Annotated in this window: 21 protein-coding genes; 16 read left to right on the top strand and 5 right to left on the bottom strand. The window is 59.8% G+C overall.

Features of this window, described 5'->3' with window-relative positions; genetic code table 11:
- The first annotated feature begins 103 nt into the window (after window positions 1-103).
- From EQV90_RS01095 to EQV90_RS01070, 6 genes are all read left to right on the top strand, one after another.
- Complete coding sequence (locus EQV90_RS01095) at window positions 104-2,323, top strand: primosomal protein N' (RefSeq protein ID WP_003438759.1); 2,220 nt, start codon at window positions 104-106, stop codon at window positions 2,321-2,323.
- 134 nt (window positions 2,324-2,457) lie between these two features.
- Complete coding sequence (gene argS / locus EQV90_RS01090) at window positions 2,458-4,194, top strand: arginine--tRNA ligase (RefSeq protein WP_010656291.1); 1,737 nt, start codon at window positions 2,458-2,460, stop codon at window positions 4,192-4,194.
- Between the two features lies 1 nt (window position 4,195).
- The gene (locus EQV90_RS01085) at window positions 4,196-4,888 is read left to right on the top strand and encodes an SPOR domain-containing protein (RefSeq protein ID WP_010656292.1); all 693 of its coding nucleotides are present in this window, start codon (window positions 4,196-4,198) and stop codon (window positions 4,886-4,888) included.
- A 224-nt stretch (window positions 4,889-5,112) separates the two neighbouring features.
- On the top strand, window positions 5,113-5,643 hold the full coding sequence (gene hslV, locus EQV90_RS01080; RefSeq protein WP_003438754.1) for an ATP-dependent protease subunit HslV: 531 nt from the start codon (window positions 5,113-5,115) through the stop codon (window positions 5,641-5,643).
- A 63-nt stretch (window positions 5,644-5,706) separates the two neighbouring features.
- Complete coding sequence (gene hslU / locus EQV90_RS01075; RefSeq protein ID WP_003438752.1) at window positions 5,707-7,041, top strand: ATP-dependent protease ATPase subunit HslU; 1,335 nt, start codon at window positions 5,707-5,709, stop codon at window positions 7,039-7,041.
- A gap of 111 nt (window positions 7,042-7,152) precedes the next feature.
- The gene (locus EQV90_RS01070; RefSeq protein ID WP_127195703.1) at window positions 7,153-7,542 is read left to right on the top strand and encodes a DUF971 domain-containing protein; all 390 of its coding nucleotides are present in this window, start codon (window positions 7,153-7,155) and stop codon (window positions 7,540-7,542) included.
- Between the two features lie 76 nt (window positions 7,543-7,618).
- Here EQV90_RS01070 and EQV90_RS01065 read toward each other — a convergent pair whose 3' ends face one another.
- Window positions 7,619-8,350, bottom strand: a complete 732-nt coding sequence (locus tag EQV90_RS01065; protein ID WP_010656294.1) for a phasin family protein — start codon at window positions 8,348-8,350, stop codon at window positions 7,619-7,621.
- 149 nt (window positions 8,351-8,499) lie between these two features.
- Window positions 8,500-8,775, bottom strand: coding sequence for a polyhydroxyalkanoic acid system family protein (locus EQV90_RS01060; RefSeq protein WP_003438745.1), 276 nt, complete (start codon window positions 8,773-8,775; stop codon window positions 8,500-8,502).
- 110 nt (window positions 8,776-8,885) lie between these two features.
- On the opposite strand from EQV90_RS01060, the gene ubiE reads away from it, so the two are divergent.
- From ubiE to EQV90_RS01010, 10 genes are all read left to right on the top strand, one after another.
- Window positions 8,886-9,656, top strand: a complete 771-nt coding sequence (gene ubiE, locus EQV90_RS01055; RefSeq protein ID WP_003438744.1) for a bifunctional demethylmenaquinone methyltransferase/2-methoxy-6-polyprenyl-1,4-benzoquinol methylase UbiE — start codon at window positions 8,886-8,888, stop codon at window positions 9,654-9,656.
- On the top strand, window positions 9,656-10,279 hold the full coding sequence (locus tag EQV90_RS01050; protein ID WP_003438742.1) for an SCP2 sterol-binding domain-containing protein: 624 nt from the start codon (window positions 9,656-9,658) through the stop codon (window positions 10,277-10,279). The genes ubiE and EQV90_RS01050 overlap by 1 nt, the downstream gene beginning before the upstream one ends.
- A complete protein-coding gene (ubiB, locus tag EQV90_RS01045) occupies window positions 10,276-11,880 on the top strand; it encodes a ubiquinone biosynthesis regulatory protein kinase UbiB (RefSeq protein ID WP_003438740.1) in 1,605 nt (534 codons plus the stop codon). The genes EQV90_RS01050 and ubiB overlap by 4 nt, the downstream gene beginning before the upstream one ends.
- Window positions 11,881-11,969: 89 nt before the next feature.
- Window positions 11,970-12,371, top strand: a complete 402-nt coding sequence (gene hisI, locus EQV90_RS01040) for a phosphoribosyl-AMP cyclohydrolase (protein ID WP_240877646.1) — start codon at window positions 11,970-11,972, stop codon at window positions 12,369-12,371.
- Window positions 12,364-12,696 (top strand): phosphoribosyl-ATP diphosphatase, encoded by a 333-nt coding sequence (locus EQV90_RS01035; protein WP_003438737.1) that lies wholly within the window; start codon window positions 12,364-12,366, stop codon window positions 12,694-12,696. The genes hisI and EQV90_RS01035 overlap by 8 nt, the downstream gene beginning before the upstream one ends.
- Window positions 12,697-12,718: 22 nt before the next feature.
- Window positions 12,719-12,997, top strand: a complete 279-nt coding sequence (locus tag EQV90_RS01030; protein WP_003438734.1) for a twin-arginine translocase TatA/TatE family subunit — start codon at window positions 12,719-12,721, stop codon at window positions 12,995-12,997.
- 10 nt (window positions 12,998-13,007) lie between these two features.
- The gene (gene tatB, locus EQV90_RS01025) at window positions 13,008-13,424 is read left to right on the top strand and encodes a Sec-independent protein translocase protein TatB (protein WP_202211126.1); all 417 of its coding nucleotides are present in this window, start codon (window positions 13,008-13,010) and stop codon (window positions 13,422-13,424) included.
- 4 nt (window positions 13,425-13,428) lie between these two features.
- Window positions 13,429-14,229 carry a twin-arginine translocase subunit TatC gene (gene tatC / locus EQV90_RS01020; protein WP_003438731.1) on the top strand — a complete coding sequence of 267 codons (801 nt, stop codon included), beginning with the start codon at window positions 13,429-13,431 and terminating at the stop codon, window positions 14,227-14,229.
- The gene (locus tag EQV90_RS01015) at window positions 14,226-14,936 is read left to right on the top strand and encodes a 16S rRNA (uracil(1498)-N(3))-methyltransferase (protein ID WP_240877645.1); all 711 of its coding nucleotides are present in this window, start codon (window positions 14,226-14,228) and stop codon (window positions 14,934-14,936) included. The genes tatC and EQV90_RS01015 overlap by 4 nt, the downstream gene beginning before the upstream one ends.
- 242 nt (window positions 14,937-15,178) lie before the next feature.
- Window positions 15,179-17,095 carry a methyl-accepting chemotaxis protein gene (locus EQV90_RS01010; protein ID WP_160626349.1) on the top strand — a complete coding sequence of 639 codons (1,917 nt, stop codon included), beginning with the start codon at window positions 15,179-15,181 and terminating at the stop codon, window positions 17,093-17,095.
- A 44-nt stretch (window positions 17,096-17,139) separates the two neighbouring features.
- Here EQV90_RS01010 and EQV90_RS01005 read toward each other — a convergent pair whose 3' ends face one another.
- The 3 genes from EQV90_RS01005 to EQV90_RS00995 form a co-directional block, all read right to left on the bottom strand.
- A complete protein-coding gene (locus tag EQV90_RS01005; RefSeq protein ID WP_003438721.1) occupies window positions 17,140-17,874 on the bottom strand; it encodes an amino acid ABC transporter ATP-binding protein in 735 nt (244 codons plus the stop codon).
- The gene (locus tag EQV90_RS01000) at window positions 17,867-18,829 is read right to left on the bottom strand and encodes an amino acid ABC transporter permease (protein ID WP_003438719.1); all 963 of its coding nucleotides are present in this window, start codon (window positions 18,827-18,829) and stop codon (window positions 17,867-17,869) included. The genes EQV90_RS01005 and EQV90_RS01000 overlap by 8 nt, the downstream gene beginning before the upstream one ends.
- A 100-nt stretch (window positions 18,830-18,929) precedes the next feature.
- Window positions 18,930-19,727 carry a transporter substrate-binding domain-containing protein gene (locus EQV90_RS00995; protein ID WP_003438717.1) on the bottom strand — a complete coding sequence of 266 codons (798 nt, stop codon included), beginning with the start codon at window positions 19,725-19,727 and terminating at the stop codon, window positions 18,930-18,932.
- Window positions 19,728-19,857 lie beyond the last annotated feature (130 nt).

The following is a 19,857-nucleotide window of genomic DNA, read 5'->3' as shown; positions in this document are numbered from 1 at the left end:
CCCCCAAATTCTTTCACCATTCATTGACCTGCCTTTTAGTCCCGGACCGCGTTGTCTGCTAGGCTCCGGGCCATCTTTGCCGTTCATCACTTGAGAGCCCCGCGTGCCCGACGCCATTTTGCGCCTTGCCCTGCCTTCCCCCTTGCGCCGCCTGTTTGATTACCGGGCGCCTGCGGGCGTGCTGCGCAGTCAATTACAGCCCGGGATGCGCCTGCGGGTACCGTTCGGGCGGCGGGAAATGATCGGGATTCTGGTGGAAGTGGTCGACCACAGCGAAGTGCCGGCCGACAAGCTGAAACCGGCAATCGCACTGCTCGATGCCACACCGCCGCTGCCGGCCTCCCTGTTCAAGCTCTGTTTATGGACCTCGCAGTATTACCAGCACAGCCTGGGCGACACCCTTAGCTGGGCGCTGCCGGTGTTGTTGCGTCAGGGCGAGCTGGCCGAAACCCGCCAGGAGCGGTTCTGGCAGATCGCCCCCGGGGCCAGGCTTGACGACCCGCGTGTCGCCCGGGCCCCGCGCCAGCGCGAGGCGCTGGCCACCCTCGCCCAGCACCCCCACGGCGTGGCCCATCAACTGCTCAGTAAATTGATGTTGAGCAAAGACAGTCTCGACCTGCTGCTGGCCAAAGAACTGGTCACCGTGGAAATCCGCCGTCACGCGCCGAGTGAGCGCCACGAACACTGGCTGGCCCAGCCCGAACTGCCACTCAACAGCGAACAACGGGCCGCCTACGAGGCGATCCGGGCAGGATTCGACCACTTTCATGCCTTTTTGCTGGCTGGGGTGACGGGCAGCGGCAAGACCGAAGTGTATTTGCAACTGATCCGCGAGACGCTCCAGGCAGGTAAACAGGCGCTGGTGCTGATCCCCGAGATCAACCTGGGCCCGCAAACCCTGGCCCGTTTCGAGCAGCGCTTCAACGCGCGCATCGCTCTGGTGCACTCGGCGGTCAACGATCGGGAACGCCTCGAAAGCTGGCTGGCAGCCCGGGATGGCGAAGCCGACATTATTATTGGCACCCGCTCGGCATTGTTCACCCCGATGAAAAACCCCGGGCTGATCATCATCGACGAAGAGCACGACGGCTCTTATAAACAGCAGGAAGGTTTGCGCTATCACGCCCGGGATTTGGCACTGGTACGCGCCCGCCAGGAAAACATCCCGATTGTGCTGGGCTCTGCCACCCCGTCCCTCGAAAGCCTGCACAACGCCTATACCGGTCGCTACGGCCTGCTGCGCCTGAATGAACGCGCCGGCGGGGCCAAACAGCCACGCTTCCTGCGCCTGGATGTGAAAAGCCGTCCACTGGACAGCGGCATTTCCGGGCCGATGCAACAGGCCATCGGCCAGACGCTCGCCGCAGGCCAGCAAGTGCTGGTGTTTCTCAACCGCCGGGGCTTCGCGCCGACCCTGTTGTGCCATGACTGCGGCTGGATGTCGGAATGCCAGCGCTGTGATGCACGCATGACCGTTCATCAGCGATCCGGCGAACTGCGCTGCCATCACTGCGGCTACGTCGAACCTGTACCGCGCAATTGCCCGCAATGCGGCAAAGTCGATTTACGGCCCGTGGGCGCCGGCACCGAGCGCGCCGAAGAGCGGCTGGGGATTCTGTTTCCGGACTACCCGGTGCTCAGGGTCGATCGCGACAGCACCTCGCGCAAAGACGCGATGAACCAGCTGTTTGCCACGATTCAAAAGGGCCAGCCGTGTATTTTGATCGGCACCCAGATGCTTGCCAAAGGCCATCACTTTCCCCGGGTGACGCTGGTCTCGATCCTCGACGCCGATGGCGGTTTGTTCTCCGGTGACTTCCGCGCCAGTGAGCGCATGGCCCAGCTTATCGTTCAGGTCGCGGGTCGGGCCGGGCGCGCCGAAGAGCCGGGCAAGGTGATCATCCAGACTCACCTGGCCGACCATCCGCTGCTGATCCAACTGACCGAGCAGGGTTACTTCGCCTTCGCCGAACAGGCCCTGAGCGAGCGTCGGGCCGCCGGGCTGCCGCCCTTCGCCCACCTGGCCCTGCTGCGTGCCGAGGCCCACAAGCCGGGACAGGCCGAAGGTTTCCTGGATGAGGCGTGCAGCGAGGCCGAACGTTTACTGGCCGAGCTGAACCTGGGCGGCATCGAACTGCTCGGCCCGGTACCGGCACCCATGGAGCGCCGTGCCGGGCGCTATCGTGCTCAGCTATTATTGCAAGCCAATGCCCGCGGCCCCTTGCATCGACTGCTCAGCCAATGGCTGCTGGTGCTGGAGCAAATGCCCAGCGGCCGTCAGGTGCGCTGGTCGCTGGATGTAGACCCGGTGGATTTGTATTGAGCCACCGGCAATTTGCATAAACCCTGAACTACCCGGCCGCCAAGGTTGGCAAGGCTGCTTTCGCAACGGATAATACCCAGTTTTTCCACCTGCGCACTGAGGCGCTACCGCGCTTGCGGTCGACAGAGAAGACCATGAAAGACACCATTCGCCAGCTGATTCAAAAAGCCCTAGCTCAACTCGTCACAGAAGGTGTGTTGCCTGAAGGCCTGACGCCAGCGATTCAGGTGGAAAACGCCCGTGACAAGACCCACGGCGACTTCGCCAGCAACATCGCCATGATGCTGGCCAAACCTGCCGGCATGAAGCCCCGGGATCTGGCTGAAAAAATCATCGCGGCCCTGCCTGCCGATGAGCAAATCAGCAAGACCGAGATCGCCGGCCCCGGCTTCCTGAACTTCTTTCAGAACACCCAGGCCCTGGCTTCGCGCCTGGACGCAGCCCTGGCTGACCCGAAAATCGGCGTGCACAAGGCCACCAGGCCAATGCGCACCGTCGTGGACATGTCCGCCCCCAACCTGGCCAAAGAGATGCATGTGGGCCACTTGCGCTCAACCATCATCGGCGACGGCGTTGCACGGGTCCTGGAATTCCTCGGCGACGAGGTGATTCGCCAGAACCACGTGGGCGACTGGGGCACCCAGTTCGGCATGTTGATGGCGTACCTGGAAGAAAACCCGATCACCAGCGACGAGCTGTCCGATCTCGAGAACTTCTACCGCGCCGCTAAAAAACGCTTCGACGAGTCTCCTGAATTTGCCGACCGCGCCCGCGGCCTGGTGGTCAAGCTGCAAGCCGGCGACCCGGATTGCCTGGCGCTGTGGACCAAGTTCAAAGATATCTCGCTGTCCCACTGCCAGAAAATTTACGAGCAGTTGAACGTCAAACTGACCATGGCTGACGTTATGGGCGAAAGCGCCTACAACGACGACCTGATCAACGTGGTCAACGACCTCAAGGCCAAGGGCATGCTGGTGGAGAGCAACGGCGCCCAGTGCGTGTTCCTCGACGAGTTCAAGAACGCTGAAGGCGAACCGCTGCCGGTGATCATCGTCAAAGCCGATGGCGGCTATCTGTATGCCACCACTGACTTGGCAGCCATTCGCTATCGCAGCGGCGTGTTGAAAGCCGATCGGGCCTTGTACTTCGTCGATCAGCGCCAGGCATTGCACTTCCAGCAAGTGTTTGCAGTTGCCCGCAAGGCCGGCTTTGTAACCCATCCGATGGAAATGGAGCACATGGGCTTCGGCACCATGAACGGGGCCGACGGTCGTCCGTTCAAGACCCGTGATGGCGGTACGGTGAAGCTGGTCGACCTGCTGACCGAAGCCAAGGAACGCGCCTACACCCTGGTCAAAGAGAAAAACCCGGAACTGGCGGAAGACGAGCTGCGCGCAATCGCCAAGGTCGTCGGCATTGGCGCGGTGAAATACGCGGATCTGTCCAAACACCGCACCAGCGACTACAGCTTCAACTTCGACCTGATGCTGAACTTTGAAGGCAATACCGCACCTTATCTGCTGTATGCCTACACCCGAGTTGCGGGCGTGTTCCGCAAACTGGGCAAGAACTTCGACGAAGTTGAAGGTCAAATCGTCCTGGAGGCACCGCAAGAACAAGACCTGGCCGCCAAATTGGCACAGTTCGGTGAAGTACTGAACAACGTTGCCGAAAAAGGCACCCCGCATACCCTGTGTACCTATCTGTACGAAGTGGCCGGGTTGTTCTCCAGCTTCTACGAAAACTGCCCGATCCTGACGGCCGAAGACGAAGCGCAAAAACACAGCCGTCTGCGCCTGGCAGCTCTGGCGGGTCGTACCCTCAAGCAAGGCCTGGAACTGCTGGGCCTGGAAACTCTGGAGCGCATGTAAGTTGGCCGCCAAGAAAAAACCTGCACCCAAGCGAGGCGCCAGCCGCTATCAGGCGCCTGCAAAGAAGCCGATTCCGGGCTGGCTATGGATGGCCATCGGCCTCACCGTGGGTGCGTTTATCGTGTTTCTGATGAAACTCGAGCCCGGCAAGGGCGACGATGTAAAACGGGTCAAGCAGGAGCAGCAGAAAGCGGCGCAAGTCGCCGAGGCCAACAAAACTGCGCCTAGCCCGACCCAGCCGGTCAAGCCCAAGTACGACTTCTACACCTTGCTGCCGGAGTCGGAAGTGATAGTGCCGCCGGAGGCCGTACCGGAGAAAACTCCGCCTACGCCGCAAACGGCGCCACTGGCACCGGTGACGCCTGCCGAAGCTGCAAAAATCGATACTGCCCGCGCCCAGGCGGCCTTGAGCGGCATTACCCCGCCTCCTGCGCCACCCGTCGCCAAAGCTGCACCTGTTACCAGATTTTTCCTGCAGGCCGGTTCGTTCCGCAAACAGGCCGATGCTGAACGGGTGCGCGCGCAAATCATTTTGCTGGGCCAGACCGCCACGGTTGAAGCCGGCACGGTGAAAGATGAAACCTGGTATCGGGTACTGGTCGGCCCGTTCAGCAACCGCGAACAGCTGACCGTCGCCCAGAAACAGCTGGCCGGTAGCGGCTTCAACAACCTGTTGTTGCAACAACGCCGCTGACCAAAGGCGGCTCCCACAGAAACTGCAAACAATCTGTGGGAGCCGGCTTGCCGGCGATGGCAGCCCCCCATCATCCAATTCGCTGGCAAGCCGGCGCCCGCCCAATTCCCCCTCGTATCCGCGTTCCATTCATCTGCATTCCCTCTGCGCTGTTGAAAAACCGTCTACAACCCCCATATGTATTTCCATCAGGCATTTTCGCCCCGCTGCGTGGAGACTCTCCCTTGACCACCATCGTTTCAGTACGCCGTCACGGCAAAGTCGTTATGGCTGGCGACGGCCAGGTTTCTCTTGGCAATACCGTGATGAAAGGCAACGCGAAAAAAGTCCGCCGTCTCTATCACGGCCAGGTCATTGCCGGTTTTGCCGGTGCTACCGCTGATGCATTTACCCTGTTTGAACGCTTCGAAGGCCAGCTGGAAAAACACCAGGGCCATCTGGTTCGTGCAGCTGTCGAGTTGGCCAAAGAATGGCGTACCGACCGCTCGCTGAGCCGCCTTGAGGCAATGCTGGCTGTCGCCAACAAAGACGCGTCCCTGATCATCACCGGTAACGGTGACGTGGTTGAGCCGGAAGACGGCTTGATCGCCATGGGCTCCGGTGGTGCATTCGCCCAGGCTGCAGCCCGCGCCTTGCTGATGAAAACCGATCTGTCGGCCCGCGAAATCGCCGAAACCGCGCTCGGTATCGCCGGCGACATCTGCGTATTCACCAACCACAACATCACTATTGAGGAGCAGGACCTCGCTGAATAAGCCAACTGCCGGGCCGGCTCACCGGCCCGTTTGCTTGATTCTGCTAGAGGAACGCCAATTACTATGTCCATGACTCCCCGCGAAATTGTCCACGAACTCAATCGCCACATCATCGGCCAGGACGACGCCAAGCGCGCCGTTGCCATCGCCCTGCGTAACCGCTGGCGCCGGATGCAACTGCCTGAAGAACTGCGAGTTGAAGTCACCCCGAAAAACATTCTGATGATCGGTCCGACCGGCGTCGGTAAAACCGAAATCGCCCGCCGCCTGGCCAAACTGGCCAACGCGCCGTTCATCAAGGTTGAAGCGACCAAGTTCACCGAAGTGGGCTATGTCGGCCGCGACGTTGAATCGATCATTCGTGATCTGGCTGATGCGGCGATCAAGCTGCTGCGCGAGCAGGAAATCGTCAAGGTTCGCCATCGCGCCGAAGATGCAGCCGAAGAGCGCATCCTCGACGCCCTGTTGCCGCCTGCCCGTACGTTTGGCGAAGAAGCCGCCACGCCGCAGGACTCCAACACCCGTCAGCTGTTCCGCAAGCGCCTGCGTGAAGGCCAGCTGGACGACAAGGAAATCGAAATCGAAGTCGCAGACATTGCCGGCGTCGATATTTCCGCGCCGCCAGGCATGGAAGAAATGACCAACCAGCTGCAAAGCCTGTTTGCCAACATGGGCAAAGGCAAGCGCAAGAACCGCAAGCTGAAAGTCAAAGAAGCACTGAAAATGGTGCGTGACGAAGAAGCCGGTCGCCTGGTCAATGACGAAGAACTCAAGGCCAAAGCCCTTGAAGCCGTTGAGCAACACGGCATCGTGTTCATCGACGAAATCGACAAGGTTGCCAAGCGCGGCAATGTCGGCGGCGCCGATGTGTCCCGTGAAGGTGTACAGCGTGACCTGCTGCCGCTGATCGAAGGCTGCACCGTGAACACCAAGCTGGGCATGGTCAAAACAGACCACATCCTGTTTATCGCTTCGGGGGCATTCCACCTGAGCAAGCCAAGCGATCTGGTGCCGGAGCTACAAGGCCGCCTGCCAATCCGGGTCGAGCTCAAGGCACTGACGCCGCAAGACTTCGAGCGCATCCTCAGCGAGCCGCATGCGTCCCTGACCGAGCAATATCGCGAGTTGCTGAAAACCGAAGGCCTGAACATCGAGTTCATGCCCGAAGGCATCAAACGCCTGGCCGAAATTGCCTGGCAGGTGAACGAAAAAACCGAGAACATCGGTGCTCGCCGCCTGCACACACTGCTTGAGCGCTTGCTGGAAGAGGTGTCTTTCAGCGCCGGCGATATCGCCAGCGCACAAAAAGACGAGCCTATCCGGATTGATGCTGAATACGTGAACAGCCACCTGGGCGAACTGGCCGAGAACGAAGACCTCTCGCGCTATATCTTGTAAACCCTCACACAACCTGTAGCCGCTGGCGCAGGCAGCGATCGCCGACTCCGTTGCCGATCGCTGCCCGTGGCAGCGGCTACGGTGTGTGTGATGAGAAAAAGGTTTTGTCCCATGAGCTCTACTCCAGCGCCAATCCCCAGCGCCATCAACCTGCACAAAGCCTCAAAAACCCTCACCCTCAAATATCCCTCTGGCGAGCAATACCACCTGCCTGCGGAATTTCTGCGCGTGCACTCCCCGTCCGCCGAAGTTCAGGGCCATGGCAACCCCATTCTGCAATTCGGGAAAATCAACGTAGGTCTGAGCAAGGTAGAACCGGCGGGGCAATATGCGCTGAAAATAACCTTTGATGATGGCCACGACAGCGGCCTGTTCACCTGGGAATACCTCTATCAGCTCGGGGTTCGCCAGGAAGAGCTGTGGGCTGATTATCTGCAGCAACTGAAGGAAGCCGGCAAGTCCCGCGACCCGTCAGAATCCATCGTCAAGTTGATGCTGTAACGCCAGCCCCGGTGGGGGCCGGCTTGCCAGCGATGGCATTGGCATCGCTGGCAAGCAAGCCCAGAGTTGCTATGGACTAAAGCGCTGCGTCAGATTTTGGCTCTGGAGTAACCACAGAAGACTTGGCGGCGGCCGGCTTTTTGGCTGCGGCCGGTTTTTTAACCGCCGGTTTGGCTGCTGCAGGTTTAGCTGCGGGCTTGCTCGCAGCAGTTGCTGGCTTGGTTGCCGGCTTGGCCGCTGGTTTTGCCTTTGGCTTGGCGGCTGACTTGGCGACTGCTTTAACAGCCGGTTTTGCCACTGGCTTGGCCGCTGCGGGTTTGGCAGCGGGTTTGGCTGCAGCTTTGGCAGCTGCTGGCTTGCTGGCAGACGAAGCCTTGGTGGCAGCAACTTTGGCTGCCGCCGCGGTGAGCTTCTCGATATGTTTGGTCAGGGTCTCGACCTTGGTGTGTAAGGTTTTGACCTCTTCACGGCTCGGAACACCCAAACGTGAAATCGCGCTGTTCAGGCGTTTATCAAACGCCTCTTCGAACTCGCTCCACTTGCCCATGGCCAGGTCTTTAACATCCTCGACCCGGGTACGGGCAGAAGAGGTGGTCGATTTGGCGCTGTCAGCCAGTTTACCGACTGCGGCCTTGGACAGTTTTTCGGCCTTCTCCCCATCTTTGACTAACGAATCAAATAGCTTGCTGCCGTCTGTATCGATCTTCGAGTACACACCCAAACCTGCCAGCCAGATTTTGCGCGAGTACTCTTCGACCTTGCCTACCCATGAATTGCTGTCTTTGGCAGTCGGTTTTTTAGCAGCCATCGTGTTCCCCTCAATGTTAAGTCGCGACGTCAGTGAGCAAGATCGTCGAATCATCAAGATGAACAGAGTGCTCACCTGCATCAGGTTTAGACGCTAAGTGGCCTTGCTGCCAGTCAGAAGCCCATCGGGGCAGGCACAACAGTGCTACTTCACGACAACGCCTTGTCCAGCGAGCGCTCGATTTCCGATTGAATCATGCCGCTCATCGCAGACATCAGCATGCCCAGCTCAACGTCGACCCGAATGGTTTTCTCGCCGATTGCCAGGGTGCCGTTAACCCCCGAACGCTTGAGCTTTACTGTATCTCCGGACCAGTCAGGGGTCAGCCCATACTGCCCCGCCAGCTTCTCAACCAGGGGTAGAGCTTTTTCACGTGCTGCCTCAAGGCCCAGGGTATGGGTCCGTTCAACGCTGATACGAGCCATTGGTTCACTCCGAGTAAATAAGGCCGACACTATACTTACCTTCAGCCTCGCCAAGACAAAGCCGGCCACCGGGATTAGAATGGCCAGCATTCTCTTTTGGTGACAGCGATATGACTGATCAGCGCAAAGGCAGCGATGCCGAACCCACCACCCACTTCGGCTTCAAAAATGTGCCGGAAAGCCAAAAGGCGGAAAAAGTCGCCGAGGTTTTTCACTCTGTAGCCGCTAAATACGACCTGATGAACGACGTACTGTCGGGCGGCATGCACCGCCTGTGGAAGCGTTTTACCATCGAACTGTCCGGCGTTCGCCCTGGCAACAAGGTGCTGGACATCGCAGGCGGCACCGGTGACCTGGCCCGTAAGTTTTCCCATCTGGTTGGCCCGACCGGCCAGGTAGTGCTGGCAGATATCAACGCCTCCATGCTCAAGGTTGGCCGTGACCGCCTGCTGGACAAAGGTGTGGCCGGCAATATCGAGTTCGTTCAGGCCGACGCTGAAAAGCTGCCGTTCCCGGACAACCACTTCGATTGCGTGACCATCGCCTTCGGCCTGCGCAACGTGACCCACAAGGAAGACGCATTGCGCTCCATGCTGCGGGTACTCAAGCCGGGCGGGCGCTTGCTGGTGCTGGAGTTCTCCAAACCGACCAACCCATTGATGTCCAAGGTTTACGATGCTTATTCGTTCGCCTTCATGCCGATGGTGGGCAAGCTGATCCTCAATGACCCGGAGAGCTATCGCTACCTGGCCGAGTCGATCCGCATGCACCCGAACCAGGAAACACTGAAGTCGATGATGGTCGAGGCCGGGTTTGACCGGGTGACCTATCACAACATGACTTCAGGCATCGTTGCGCTGCACCGCGGCATCAAGCCCTGATGTTGCTCCGCGGCCTTCTCGCCAGCGTCGAAAACGGCGTCAATCGCATTTTGCGGCTGGACAGCACGGCCATGGCGCGCTTGCAGCCTTTGACCGGCAAAGTGATTGCTGTCGAATGCGCGGCTCCGGCATTGCAGCTGTTTATCCTGCCCAGCGATGAAGGCCTGCTGCTGGCCACCCAATGGGCTGCCGATGCCGATTGCACCCTGCGTGCACCTGCTGCCAGCTTGATGCGTCTGGTCCTGAGCAAAGACAAGACCGCCGTGCTGCACAGCCCTGAAGTAGACCTTGAGGGCGACAGCCACGTGTTGATGGCGCTTGCCCAGGTGCTGCAAGACCTGGAGCTGGACTGGGAGTATGAACTCTCGCGCTGGCTCGGACCGGTTGCCACGGCACTGATCGGCGGTCATTTGCGCAGCCGCGCCAACTGGTATCAGCAAGGGTTCGCCAGCCTTAATCAGAATCTGGCCGAATACCTCAGCGAAGAAGCCCGCACCTTGGTCGGAGAACGTGAAGCGCAAGCGCGTTTTGACGAACTCGACCAACTCAAACTCGACCTGGACCGCCTTGAGGCGCGCTTTGAGCGCCTTGGCCGATCCCTCAATTCCAGCGATAACGCATGAAGCTGCTTGCCATACGCCGTTTGTTCCGCATCCAGCGCGTCGTCATTCGCTACCGCCTTGATGACTTGCTGTTCGCCCTGCCCTTGCCATGGTGGATGCTCTCGCTGCGCTACGCGCTGCCGTGGCGCTGGTTCCCGCGCAAGAAGCTGGAGCTGAGCCGGGGCGCTGCGCTGCGCCTGGCGCTGCAGGATCTGGGACCGATCTTTATCAAGTTCGGGCAAATTCTCTCGACCCGTCGCGACTTGCTGCCCGAAGACATCGCCGACGAACTGATGCTGTTGCAGGATCGCGTACCGCCGTTCGACCCGCAGGTAGCGGTCAAGCTGATCGAAGAGCAACTTGGCGCCACCATCGGCGAAGTGTTCAGCCGTTTCGACATCGAACCCCTGGCCTCGGCCTCGGTGGCCCAGGTGCACTCGGCCAAGCTCAAGACCGGCGAAGAAGTTGTGGTCAAGGTCGTACGCCCGGGCCTCAAGCCAATCATCGGTTCAGACCTGGCCTGGCTGTTCATTCTGGCCAGGGTTGCCGAACGCCTGAGCGCTGACGCCCGCCTGCTGCACCCGGTGGATGTAGTCAGCGATTACGAAAAAACCATTTACGACGAGCTCGACCTGTTACGTGAAGCGGCCAACGCCAGCCAGCTCAAGCGCAACTTCGAAGGCTCGCCGATGCTTTACGTGCCTCAGATCTACTGGGACTGGTGCCGGCCCAAGGTTCTGGTCATGGAGCGCATCTACGGGGTTCAGGTCACTGACCTGAAAACCCTCGCCGATCAGCGCACCGACATGAAGATGCTGGCCGAACGCGGGGTCGAGATTTTCTTCACCCAGGTTTTTCGTGACAGTTTCTTTCACGCCGACATGCACCCCGGCAACATTTTTGTCAGCACAGTCAGCCCGTGGAGCCCGCAATACATCGCCATCGACTGCGGCATTGTCGGCAGCCTGACCCCCGAGGACCAGGACTACCTGGCGCGCAACCTGTTTGCCTTCTTCAAGCGTGATTACCGGCGGGTGGCGCAGTTGCACATTGATTCGGGCTGGGTACCGGCGCACACCAAGCTCAACGAGTTTGAAGCAGCGATCCGTACCGTATGCGAGCCGATTTTTGAAAAACCGCTGAAAGAAATTTCCTTCGGCCAGGTGCTGATGCGCCTGTTCCAGACCGCGCGGCGCTTCAACATGGAAGTCCAGCCACAGCTGGTGCTGCTGCAAAAAACCCTGCTCAACATTGAAGGGCTGGGGCGTCAGCTGTACCCCGACCTCGACCTGTGGAGCACCGCGCAGCCGTTCCTTGAACGCTGGATGCGTGAACGGGTGAGCCCGAAAACCCTGTTGCGCAACCTGCACAGCCAGGTCGAGCAGATCCCGCATCTGGCGGGCATGACCCGCGACCTGCTGGAACGCATGTCGCAGCCCCATAGCAAAAATCAGCGGCTGGTGGTCAGCGAACCCCGGGACAGCTGGTTCCTGCGTCTGCTGGGTGCCGGGCATCTGGCCGCCGGGGCCCTGCTGGCCAGTGTCGGGCCGCTGCACACCCTCAGCTACTGGCCGGCCGGTATCTTGCTGGCAGTGGGCCTGTATCTGATCGTACGCAGATAACCTGCAGGAGCTAGCTCTGTCCTGCAGGAGTTCTAGCCACTCTCTGGCGAGGCTGGCAAACTGTTAAATCGCTACGCGCGGAGTCGAACATGAACAACTGGCTGGACGAGATCAAATGGGACAGCGACGGCCTGGTGCCGGCGATTGCCCAGGACCATAAAACCGGGCGCGTTTTGATGATGGCCTGGATGAACCGCGAAGCCCTGAGCCTGACCGCCACCGAGAACCGTGCCATTTACTGGTCACGTTCCCGTGGCAAGCTGTGGCGCAAGGGTGAAGAGTCGGGCCACGTACAAAAGCTGCATGAAATGCGCCTGGACTGCGACGCTGACGTCATTATCCTGATGGTCGAACAAATCGGTGGCATCGCCTGCCATACAGGTCGTCAGAGCTGCTTCTACCGCGTGTACGAAAACTCCGGATGGAAGACCGTCGATCCGGTGCTTAAAGACCCGCACGCCATTTATCACGCAGGACACTCCAATGACTGACACCTTGAGCCGCGTAGCCCGGGTACTCGAAGAGCGCAAAGGCGCCTCGCCGGACAGTTCGTATGTCGCCAGCCTGTACCACAAGGGTCTGAACAAGATTCTGGAGAAGGTCGGCGAAGAGTCGGTCGAAACCATCATCGCAGCCAAAGATGCGGCCATCAGCGGAGATTGCAGCGATGTCATCTACGAAACCGCCGATCTATGGTTCCACAGCATGATCATGCTCGCCCAGCTGGGTCAGCATCCTCAGGCCGTACTGGATGAACTGGAGCGTCGCATCGGTACCTCCGGCCACGTGGAAAAAGCCTCACGGCCATCCGCTTAAACTTTTTTGCAAGGAACTCATCATGGGCATTTTTGACTGGAAACACTGGGTCGTCATTCTGGTAGTTGTGGTCCTGGTCTTCGGCACCAAAAAACTGAAAAACCTGGGCACTGACGTGGGCGAATCGATCAAGGGCTTTCGCAAAGCCATGAACGACGACGAGAAGCCTGCCGAACCGGTAGTGCCGCCTGCACAGCCAACGGCCGCACCGCAGCCACACACCACTTCGACCCTCAACGAGCCGCACACCATTGACGTGCAGGCCCAGAAAGTCGAAGAGCCGACCCGCAAAGACGTGTGAGCCAAAAATAATGTTCGGTATCAGCTTCAGTGAACTGCTGCTCGTCGGCCTGGTGGCCCTGTTGGTGCTTGGCCCCGAGCGCCTGCCGGGAGCAGCACGCACGGCGGGGCTGTGGATCGGCCGCTTGAAACGCAGCTTCAATGCGATCAAACAGGAAGTTGAGCGTGAAATCGGCGCCGACGAAATTCGTCGGCAACTGCACAACGAGCACATCATGTCGATGGAAGAAGAAGCCAAGAAGATTCTGGCCCCGCTCCAGCCGCCTGTGCCGCCTGTGATGCCGACCCAGCCTTTGGCCGCACCTGCGCAGCCGGAGCCCGCAGAGCCGCCGGCCCCTGCTCCGGTCAGCCTGAGCAAGACCGAGTCCGGGCCTGCACCTCAACCGGCAGTGCCACACGACCCTACCCTGCCACCGCGAGCCCCCTAAGCGCATGAGCGATAAGCCTGAACACGACCAGCCAATGCCGCTGGTTTCGCATCTGACCGAGCTGCGCACCCGCCTGCTGCGCTGCATCGCCGCGATTTTTCTGATCTTCATCGGGTTGTTCGCCTTCACCCAGCAGATCTACACCCTGGTTTCCACGCCATTGCGTGAATACCTGCCGGTGGGCGCCACGATGATCGCCACCGACGTGGCATCGCCGTTCCTCACACCGCTCAAGCTGACCATGATGGTGTCGCTGTTTATAGCGATCCCGGTGATCCTGCATCAGATCTGGGGCTTTATCGCCCCCGGCCTGTACAAGCACGAAAAGCGCATTGCCGTGCCGCTGCTGATCTCCAGCATCTTCCTGTTCTACGCCGGCATGGCGTTCGCCTATTTCCTGGTGTTCCCGCTGGTGTTCAAGTTCTTCGCCTCCGCGACACCGGAAGGCGTGGCCATGATGACCGACATCAGTAGCTACCTTGATTTCGTCATGACCCTGTTTTTTGCCTTTGGCGTAGCCTTTGAAATCCCGGTGGCAGTGGTGCTGCTGGTATGGATCGGTATTGTCGACGTCAAATACCTGCGCAAAATCCGGCCGTACGTGATTATCGGCTGCTTTGTAGTCGGCATGATCCTGACCCCGCCGGACATCTTCTCCCAGACCCTGCTGGCGATTCCGATGTGGATGCTGTTTGAAATCGGCATTCTGTTCGGCAGCCTGATCAGCAAAAACAAGCGTGGCGATCACCCGGACGAACAGCCCGAGAACGACAGCAACGCCCAGCCGCCAGCACCGCAAGCGTGAACCTGCTGCTCCTCGAAGAGGCTGATTTCATTGCCGCCGATCGCGTGATCCTGCGCGATCGGCGCCTGACTCACATGCAGGAAGTGCACCGTGCGGCAGTGGGCGACAACCTGCGGGTCGGACGCATCGGCGGTTTAATGGGCAGCGCCGAACTGGTGCGCCTGGAGGCCAAAGAAGCCGAACTGGTTATCCACAACCTCGACCAGCCGCCGCCCGACAAACTGCCCCTGACCCTGTTACTGGCCCTGCCGCGCCCGAAGATGTTGCGCCGGGTCCTGCAGACAGTTGCCTCGATGGGCGTGCCCAGGGTGGTTCTGGTCAACAGTTATCGGGTCGAAAAAAGCTTTTGGCAGACCCCGTTTCTGGAGCCCGAAGCAATTCGCGAACAGCTGATTCTGGGGCTGGAGCAGTCCCGCGACAGCGTGCTGCCTGAAATCATCATCGAAAAACGTTTCAAGCCGTTTGTCGAAGACCGCCTGCCACAGGTGGTCGAAGGCACACTGGGCCTGGTTGGCCACCCCGGTGATTACCCCGCGTGCCCACGCGGCCTGGATCAAGCCGTGACCCTGGCTATCGGCCCGGAAGGCGGCTGGATTCCGTACGAAATCGACCTGCTGGCCAAAGCCGGCCTGCAACCGGTGCAACTCGGCGCGCGCATCCTGCGGGTCGAAACCGCCGTCACCGCCCTTCTCGCCCGGCTGTTCTGAGCCCTGCCACCTAGTCGCTGACTATGAGCGAGGCTGCGCCCCCCGGGGCCAGCTTCGCAGCCATCGCAGCCTCGTTCCTCGGCGACTACGAAGTTGCGCTGCGGGTTTGAGGCCTCGGTCACACATTCAACACCCCCCGCTTCAGTTCCCCTGCGCCACGCCGATGCCCTGATACCCGTGAAGAACGCAAAGCAATGGACGGCTTCCCGTCAGGCTGCTCGCGTCATAAAAGGAGTTTCATCATGTACCGTCAACTGGCCAGACTACTGGGCAATATCGGTGTTAATCGCAAGCTGGGCCTGGGATTTGGCCTGGTACTGGTTTTAACAGTGCTGATAAGCGCAATCGGTTGGAAGGGTCTGGTTTCAGTGATCGACCGCGGTGACAAGCTGGCCAACATATCAAAGACCATCGAGCTGACCAAAGACTTGCGCATTGCACGTCTGGACTACGAGCGGGACAAGGGTGAAAAAGGCAACGCCGAGGTAAATGGCCAGTTGACCGCCCTGGACCAGACGCTGGACCTGTCGCGCCGCCAGCTCACCGATCCTGCGGAGCTGGCCCTGGTCGAGCAACAGCTCGCCGCGGTGGCCGAATACAAAAGCGCATTCGCCGACTCCGGGCTGGCCACTCAAGCACGTGAAGCCAACCGCGTACTGCTCGGCAGTACCGCCGACAGCGCCGTCGCCAGCGTTGCAGACATTGAGCAGACCTTGCTGCAAAGCGACAGCCTGGCGCAGTACAAGAGCGTCATCGAACTGCAAAAACTGCTTCAGCAAGCCAGGTTCCAGGTGCGTGGCTACACCTATAGCGCCAGCCCCGAGGCCGAGCAGCCCGCCCTGGATGCCATCGACCATGCGCTCAAAGAACTCGACAGCCTGCCCGCCAGGCTCCCCGACGAACATCTGAGCCACTTGCAGCAAGCCACGCTGGCCATGCAAAACTATCGGGCCGCCGTGACCGGCTTTCGCGATGCTCAAGTCGCCAGTGCCCGGGCGCTGACGCGCATGCAGCAGCAAGGCAGCACCCTGATCGATCTGAGCCAGAAGCTTTCGACCCTGCAAACCGAAAAACGCGACCAGGACAGCCAGCAGGCCGAGAACCTGCTCATAGGTTGTACATTACTGGCGCTGGTACTGGGCATCATTGCTGCCTGGGTTATTACCCGGCAGATCGTCATCCCGCTGCAGCGCACGCTCAAGACCGTTGAGTGGATCGCCGCAGGCGACCTGAGCCATGACAACCCCACCGCTCGCCGCGACGAGCTGGGGCAATTGCAGCAAGCCGTGCAAAGGATGACCGAAGGTCTGCGCGAACTGATCGGGGGCATCAGCGATGGCGTGACCCAGATTGCCAGCGCGGCCGAAGAACTCTCAGCCGTGACCGAACAGACCAGTGCCGGGGTCAACAGCCAGAAAGTCGAAACCGATCAAGTCGCTACCGCCATGCACGAAATGGCGGCAACGGTGCAGGAAGTGGCGCGCAATGCCGAAGAGGCCTCAGAAGCCGCTGTTGTTGCCGACCAGCAGTCCCGTGAAGGCGACAAAGTGGTCGGTGAAGCCATTGCCCAGATCGAGAAACTGGCGATTGAAGTGGGCCACTCCACCGAAGCCATGGATCATCTCAAGCGCGAAAGTGACAAGATCGGCAGCGTGCTCGATGTGATCAAGTCGGTGGCCCAGCAAACCAACCTGCTGGCGCTCAATGCCGCCATCGAGGCCGCCCGGGCCGGTGAGGCAGGCCGTGGCTTTGCGGTGGTAGCCGACGAGGTACGCAGCCTGGCGCAGCGCACGCAAAAATCCACCGAAGAGATCGAAGAGCTCATTGAAGGCCTGCAAAGCGGTACCCGGCAGGCCTCCAGCAGCATGGACAGCAGCCGTATCCTGACCGACAGCAGCGTTGAACTCACCCGTCGTGCAGGCGAAGCGCTGGGCAGCATCACCCGCACGGTGTCGACCATTCAGGGCATGAACCAACAGATTGCGGCGGCCGCCGAACAACAAAGCGCCGTAGCTGAAGAGATCAACCGCAGCGTGCTGAATGTGCGTGACGTGTCAGAGCAGACGGCAGCGGCAAGCGAAGAGACCGCGGCGTCCAGCGTTGAGCTGGCGCGCCTGGGTGCGCACCTGCAGGCGCTGGTGGCACGCTTCAAGGTCTGAAGTCTGATAACCCTGCAGGAGCGAGCCCCTGCAGGGCTGGGGTTTTACAGCACCTGACGCAGGAACGCCTGGGCCCGCAGGTCTTTGGGCGAATTGAAGAAGTCTTCCGGGGCGGAGTCCTCCAGCAGCTTGCCGTGATCAAAGAACAGCACGCGATTGGCCACTTCACGGGCAAAGCCCATCTCGTGGGTCACACAGACCATGGTCATGCCTTCACGGGCCAGGGTCTTCATCACGTCCAGCACTTCGCCGACCATTTCCGGGTCAAGCGCCGAGGTCGGCTCGTCGAACAGCATCACCTTGGGTTCCATCGCCAGGGCACGGGCAATCGCCACCCGTTGCTGCTGGCCACCCGATAGCCGCGACGGATACTCGTCAGCCTTCTGCCCGATCCCGACCTTCTCCAGCAGAGCCCGGGCCTTGGCCTCGCGCTCGGCCTTGCCGCGCTTGCGCACGACCTTCTGTGCCAGACACAGGTTTTCGAGCACGGTCATGTGCGGGAACAGGTTGAAATGCTGGAACACCATGCCGACTTCACGGCGATAGGCGTTGACGTCAGTTTTCGGGTCGGCCAGGTCCAGGCCGTCGATGCTGACCGAACCGGAGTCGAACTCTTCCAGGCCGTTGAGGCAGCGTAGAAAGGTCGATTTACCTGAGCCCGAAGGCCCAATCACCACCAGCACTTCGCCTTTGGCCACTGTGGTGCTGACATTGTCTACCGCACGGACGACTTGCCCGCGGGTATCGAAGACTTTTACCAGTTCGCGAACTTCAATCACTTTGCGCAAGCCTCCGCTCAAGCCGGCTGGCCAAATGCGACAGCGGCAGGTTGATCAACAGGTACAGGCCCGCCACGCAGAACAGAATCTCGAACGGCGAAAACGAAGTGGTGATGACTTCACGGCCACTTTTAAGCAACTCGGTAATCGCAATCACCGACACCAAAGAGGTGTCTTTTACCAGACTGATAAATTGCCCGGCCAAGGGTGGCAGCACGCGCTTGAAGGCTTGTGGCAGAACCACGTGACGCATCGACTGGCTGGCATTGAGACCCAGCGAGCGCGCCGCTTCGTCTTGCCCGCGGGCTATGGATTGCACGCCCGAGCGGATGATTTCGGCCACATAGGCACCGGTAAACAGCGACAACGCGGCAATACCGGCAAACTCGCGGGACAGGTTGAGCACGGTGCCGATAAAGAAGTAAAAGATAAAAATCTGTACCAGCAGCGGCGTGCCACGAACCAGTTCCACGTACAGGGTCGACAGATCGCGCAGGGTCGGGTTTTTCGACAACCGGCAGAGCCCGGTGGCCAGGCCGATCAGCAACCCCAGCACACCGGATACCAGTGACAGCCAGACGGTGGTCCACAAGCCCCAGAGCAGCGGGCCTGCCGCCCAATGACGATTGACCCCCACCACATCGCCTTCGGCAACATCGTCACCTTCGGCCAGTTGCAGGCTGTTGTCGGCCACGGTCAGACGCTGTTCGGCGCCATCGTCACCTTTCAACACCACTTCGGTATTGTCGCCCTTGCGCACCAGCTCAATCACGGTGGAGGTTTCGGCTGCCCGCTGGGCTTCTTCAGCCTGGTAGGCGAAGTACTGCGGGACTCGATTCCAGCGCCATTCGTAGGACATCAGCGAGGTGGCGTAGTACAGACCGCCCGCCAGACCGATGAGCACCAGCACGGTCAATACGTGCCAGGGCCACTGGGGTTTTTTTTGTTTGATCACTTTCAGGTTCCACGTTTTGTGTCGCTAGGGAGGCCGTCAATCGCGGGCAGGCTCGCTCCTGCAGGAGTTAACGCAAATGCTCGCGATTGAAGAGTCGGCCTTATTCCATGTCTTTGAGCCAGGCAGTGTCTTTGAACCACTTGTCATGGATGCGATCGTAGGTGCCGTCTTCGTGGATCTGGTGCAGGAAGTTGTTGATGTAGTTGATGCTGTCGTAGTCGCCTTTCTTCAGACCGAAGGCCAGCGGCTCGTAGGTGAATGGCTTGTCGAGGAACACCAGCTTGCCGTTACCGAACTTGTTGACGGCCACAACGTTGTACGGGGCGTCATAGATAAACGCATCGGCCTTGCCGTTTACCACGTCCAGTACCGCTTCCGGTTCGTTGTCATAGCCGTGGTACTGGGCTTTTGACATCAGTTTGCGGGCGACGATTTCACCCGTGGTGCCGATCTTCGAAGTCAGGCGGTATTGCGGGTCGTTGAGGTCTTTGTAGGACTTGACCTTGTCTTCCAGTTCTTTGCGAATCAGCAGGGTCTGGCCCACAACAATGAAGGGTTCGCTGAAATTGAGGCGCAGGTTGCGCTCCTGGGTCAGGGTCATGCCGCTGCCGATCATGTCGAACTTGTTGGTCATCAGGGCCGGGATGATGCCGTCATAGCCGGTGGACACCAGTTCCAGTTTGACGCCCATGGACTTGGCCATGGCTTTGAGCAGATCGACTTCGAAGCCAATGATCTGACCGCGTTTGTTAGTCATTTCGAACGGCATGTAGGTCGGGTCCATGCCCACTTTCAACGTACCGCGCTTGACCGCGTCCTCGATTGCGCCTGCATGAGCGGCGCTCACCGCCAGCAGTGCAGTGACACCGCACAGCAGTTTTGACAGAAACTTCTTCATCATCAACTCCCCTCGACCTGCTTATAAAGGTGTTGGCCAGCGGCGGGCTCGATTCAAAAAGCCAATAAAGCCGGGCACTCACCCATTCGGAGACGGATGCTAACTCACAGAAGGGTTATGAGACGAGTTT

The sequence above is a fragment of the Pseudomonas sp. TMW22089 genome (assembly GCF_022496645.1).
Taxonomy (GTDB): Bacteria; Pseudomonadota; Gammaproteobacteria; order Pseudomonadales; family Pseudomonadaceae; genus Aquipseudomonas; species Aquipseudomonas paraversuta.
Note: the sequence above shows the minus strand (reverse complement) of the source record. Positions and strands in the feature narration are given on the sequence as shown.

Bases quoted from the DNA above. Each gene is read 5' to 3' on its own strand.
- argS (WP_010656291.1), top strand. From the start codon at position 2,458: ATGAAAGACACCATTCGCCAGCTGATTCAAAAAGCCCTAGCTCAACTC.
- hslU (WP_003438752.1), top strand. From the start codon at position 5,707: ATGTCCATGACTCCCCGCGAAATTGTCCACGAACTCAATCGCCACATC.
- EQV90_RS01070 (WP_127195703.1), top strand. From the start codon at position 7,153: ATGAGCTCTACTCCAGCGCCAATCCCCAGCGCCATCAACCTGCACAAA.
- EQV90_RS01065 (WP_010656294.1), bottom strand. From the start codon at position 8,350: ATGGCTGCTAAAAAACCGACTGCCAAAGACAGCAATTCATGGGTAGGC.
- EQV90_RS01060 (WP_003438745.1), bottom strand. From the start codon at position 8,775: ATGGCTCGTATCAGCGTTGAACGGACCCATACCCTGGGCCTTGAGGCA.
- ubiE (WP_003438744.1), top strand. From the start codon at position 8,886: ATGACTGATCAGCGCAAAGGCAGCGATGCCGAACCCACCACCCACTTC.
- EQV90_RS01050 (WP_003438742.1), top strand. From the start codon at position 9,656: ATGTTGCTCCGCGGCCTTCTCGCCAGCGTCGAAAACGGCGTCAATCGC.
- ubiB (WP_003438740.1), top strand. From the start codon at position 10,276: ATGAAGCTGCTTGCCATACGCCGTTTGTTCCGCATCCAGCGCGTCGTC.
- hisI (WP_240877646.1), top strand. From the start codon at position 11,970: ATGAACAACTGGCTGGACGAGATCAAATGGGACAGCGACGGCCTGGTG.
- EQV90_RS01035 (WP_003438737.1), top strand. From the start codon at position 12,364: ATGACTGACACCTTGAGCCGCGTAGCCCGGGTACTCGAAGAGCGCAAA.
- EQV90_RS01030 (WP_003438734.1), top strand. From the start codon at position 12,719: ATGGGCATTTTTGACTGGAAACACTGGGTCGTCATTCTGGTAGTTGTG.
- tatB (WP_202211126.1), top strand. From the start codon at position 13,008: ATGTTCGGTATCAGCTTCAGTGAACTGCTGCTCGTCGGCCTGGTGGCC.
- tatC (WP_003438731.1), top strand. From the start codon at position 13,429: ATGAGCGATAAGCCTGAACACGACCAGCCAATGCCGCTGGTTTCGCAT.
- EQV90_RS01010 (WP_160626349.1), top strand. From the start codon at position 15,179: ATGTACCGTCAACTGGCCAGACTACTGGGCAATATCGGTGTTAATCGC.
- EQV90_RS00995 (WP_003438717.1), bottom strand. From the start codon at position 19,727: ATGAAGAAGTTTCTGTCAAAACTGCTGTGCGGTGTCACTGCACTGCTG.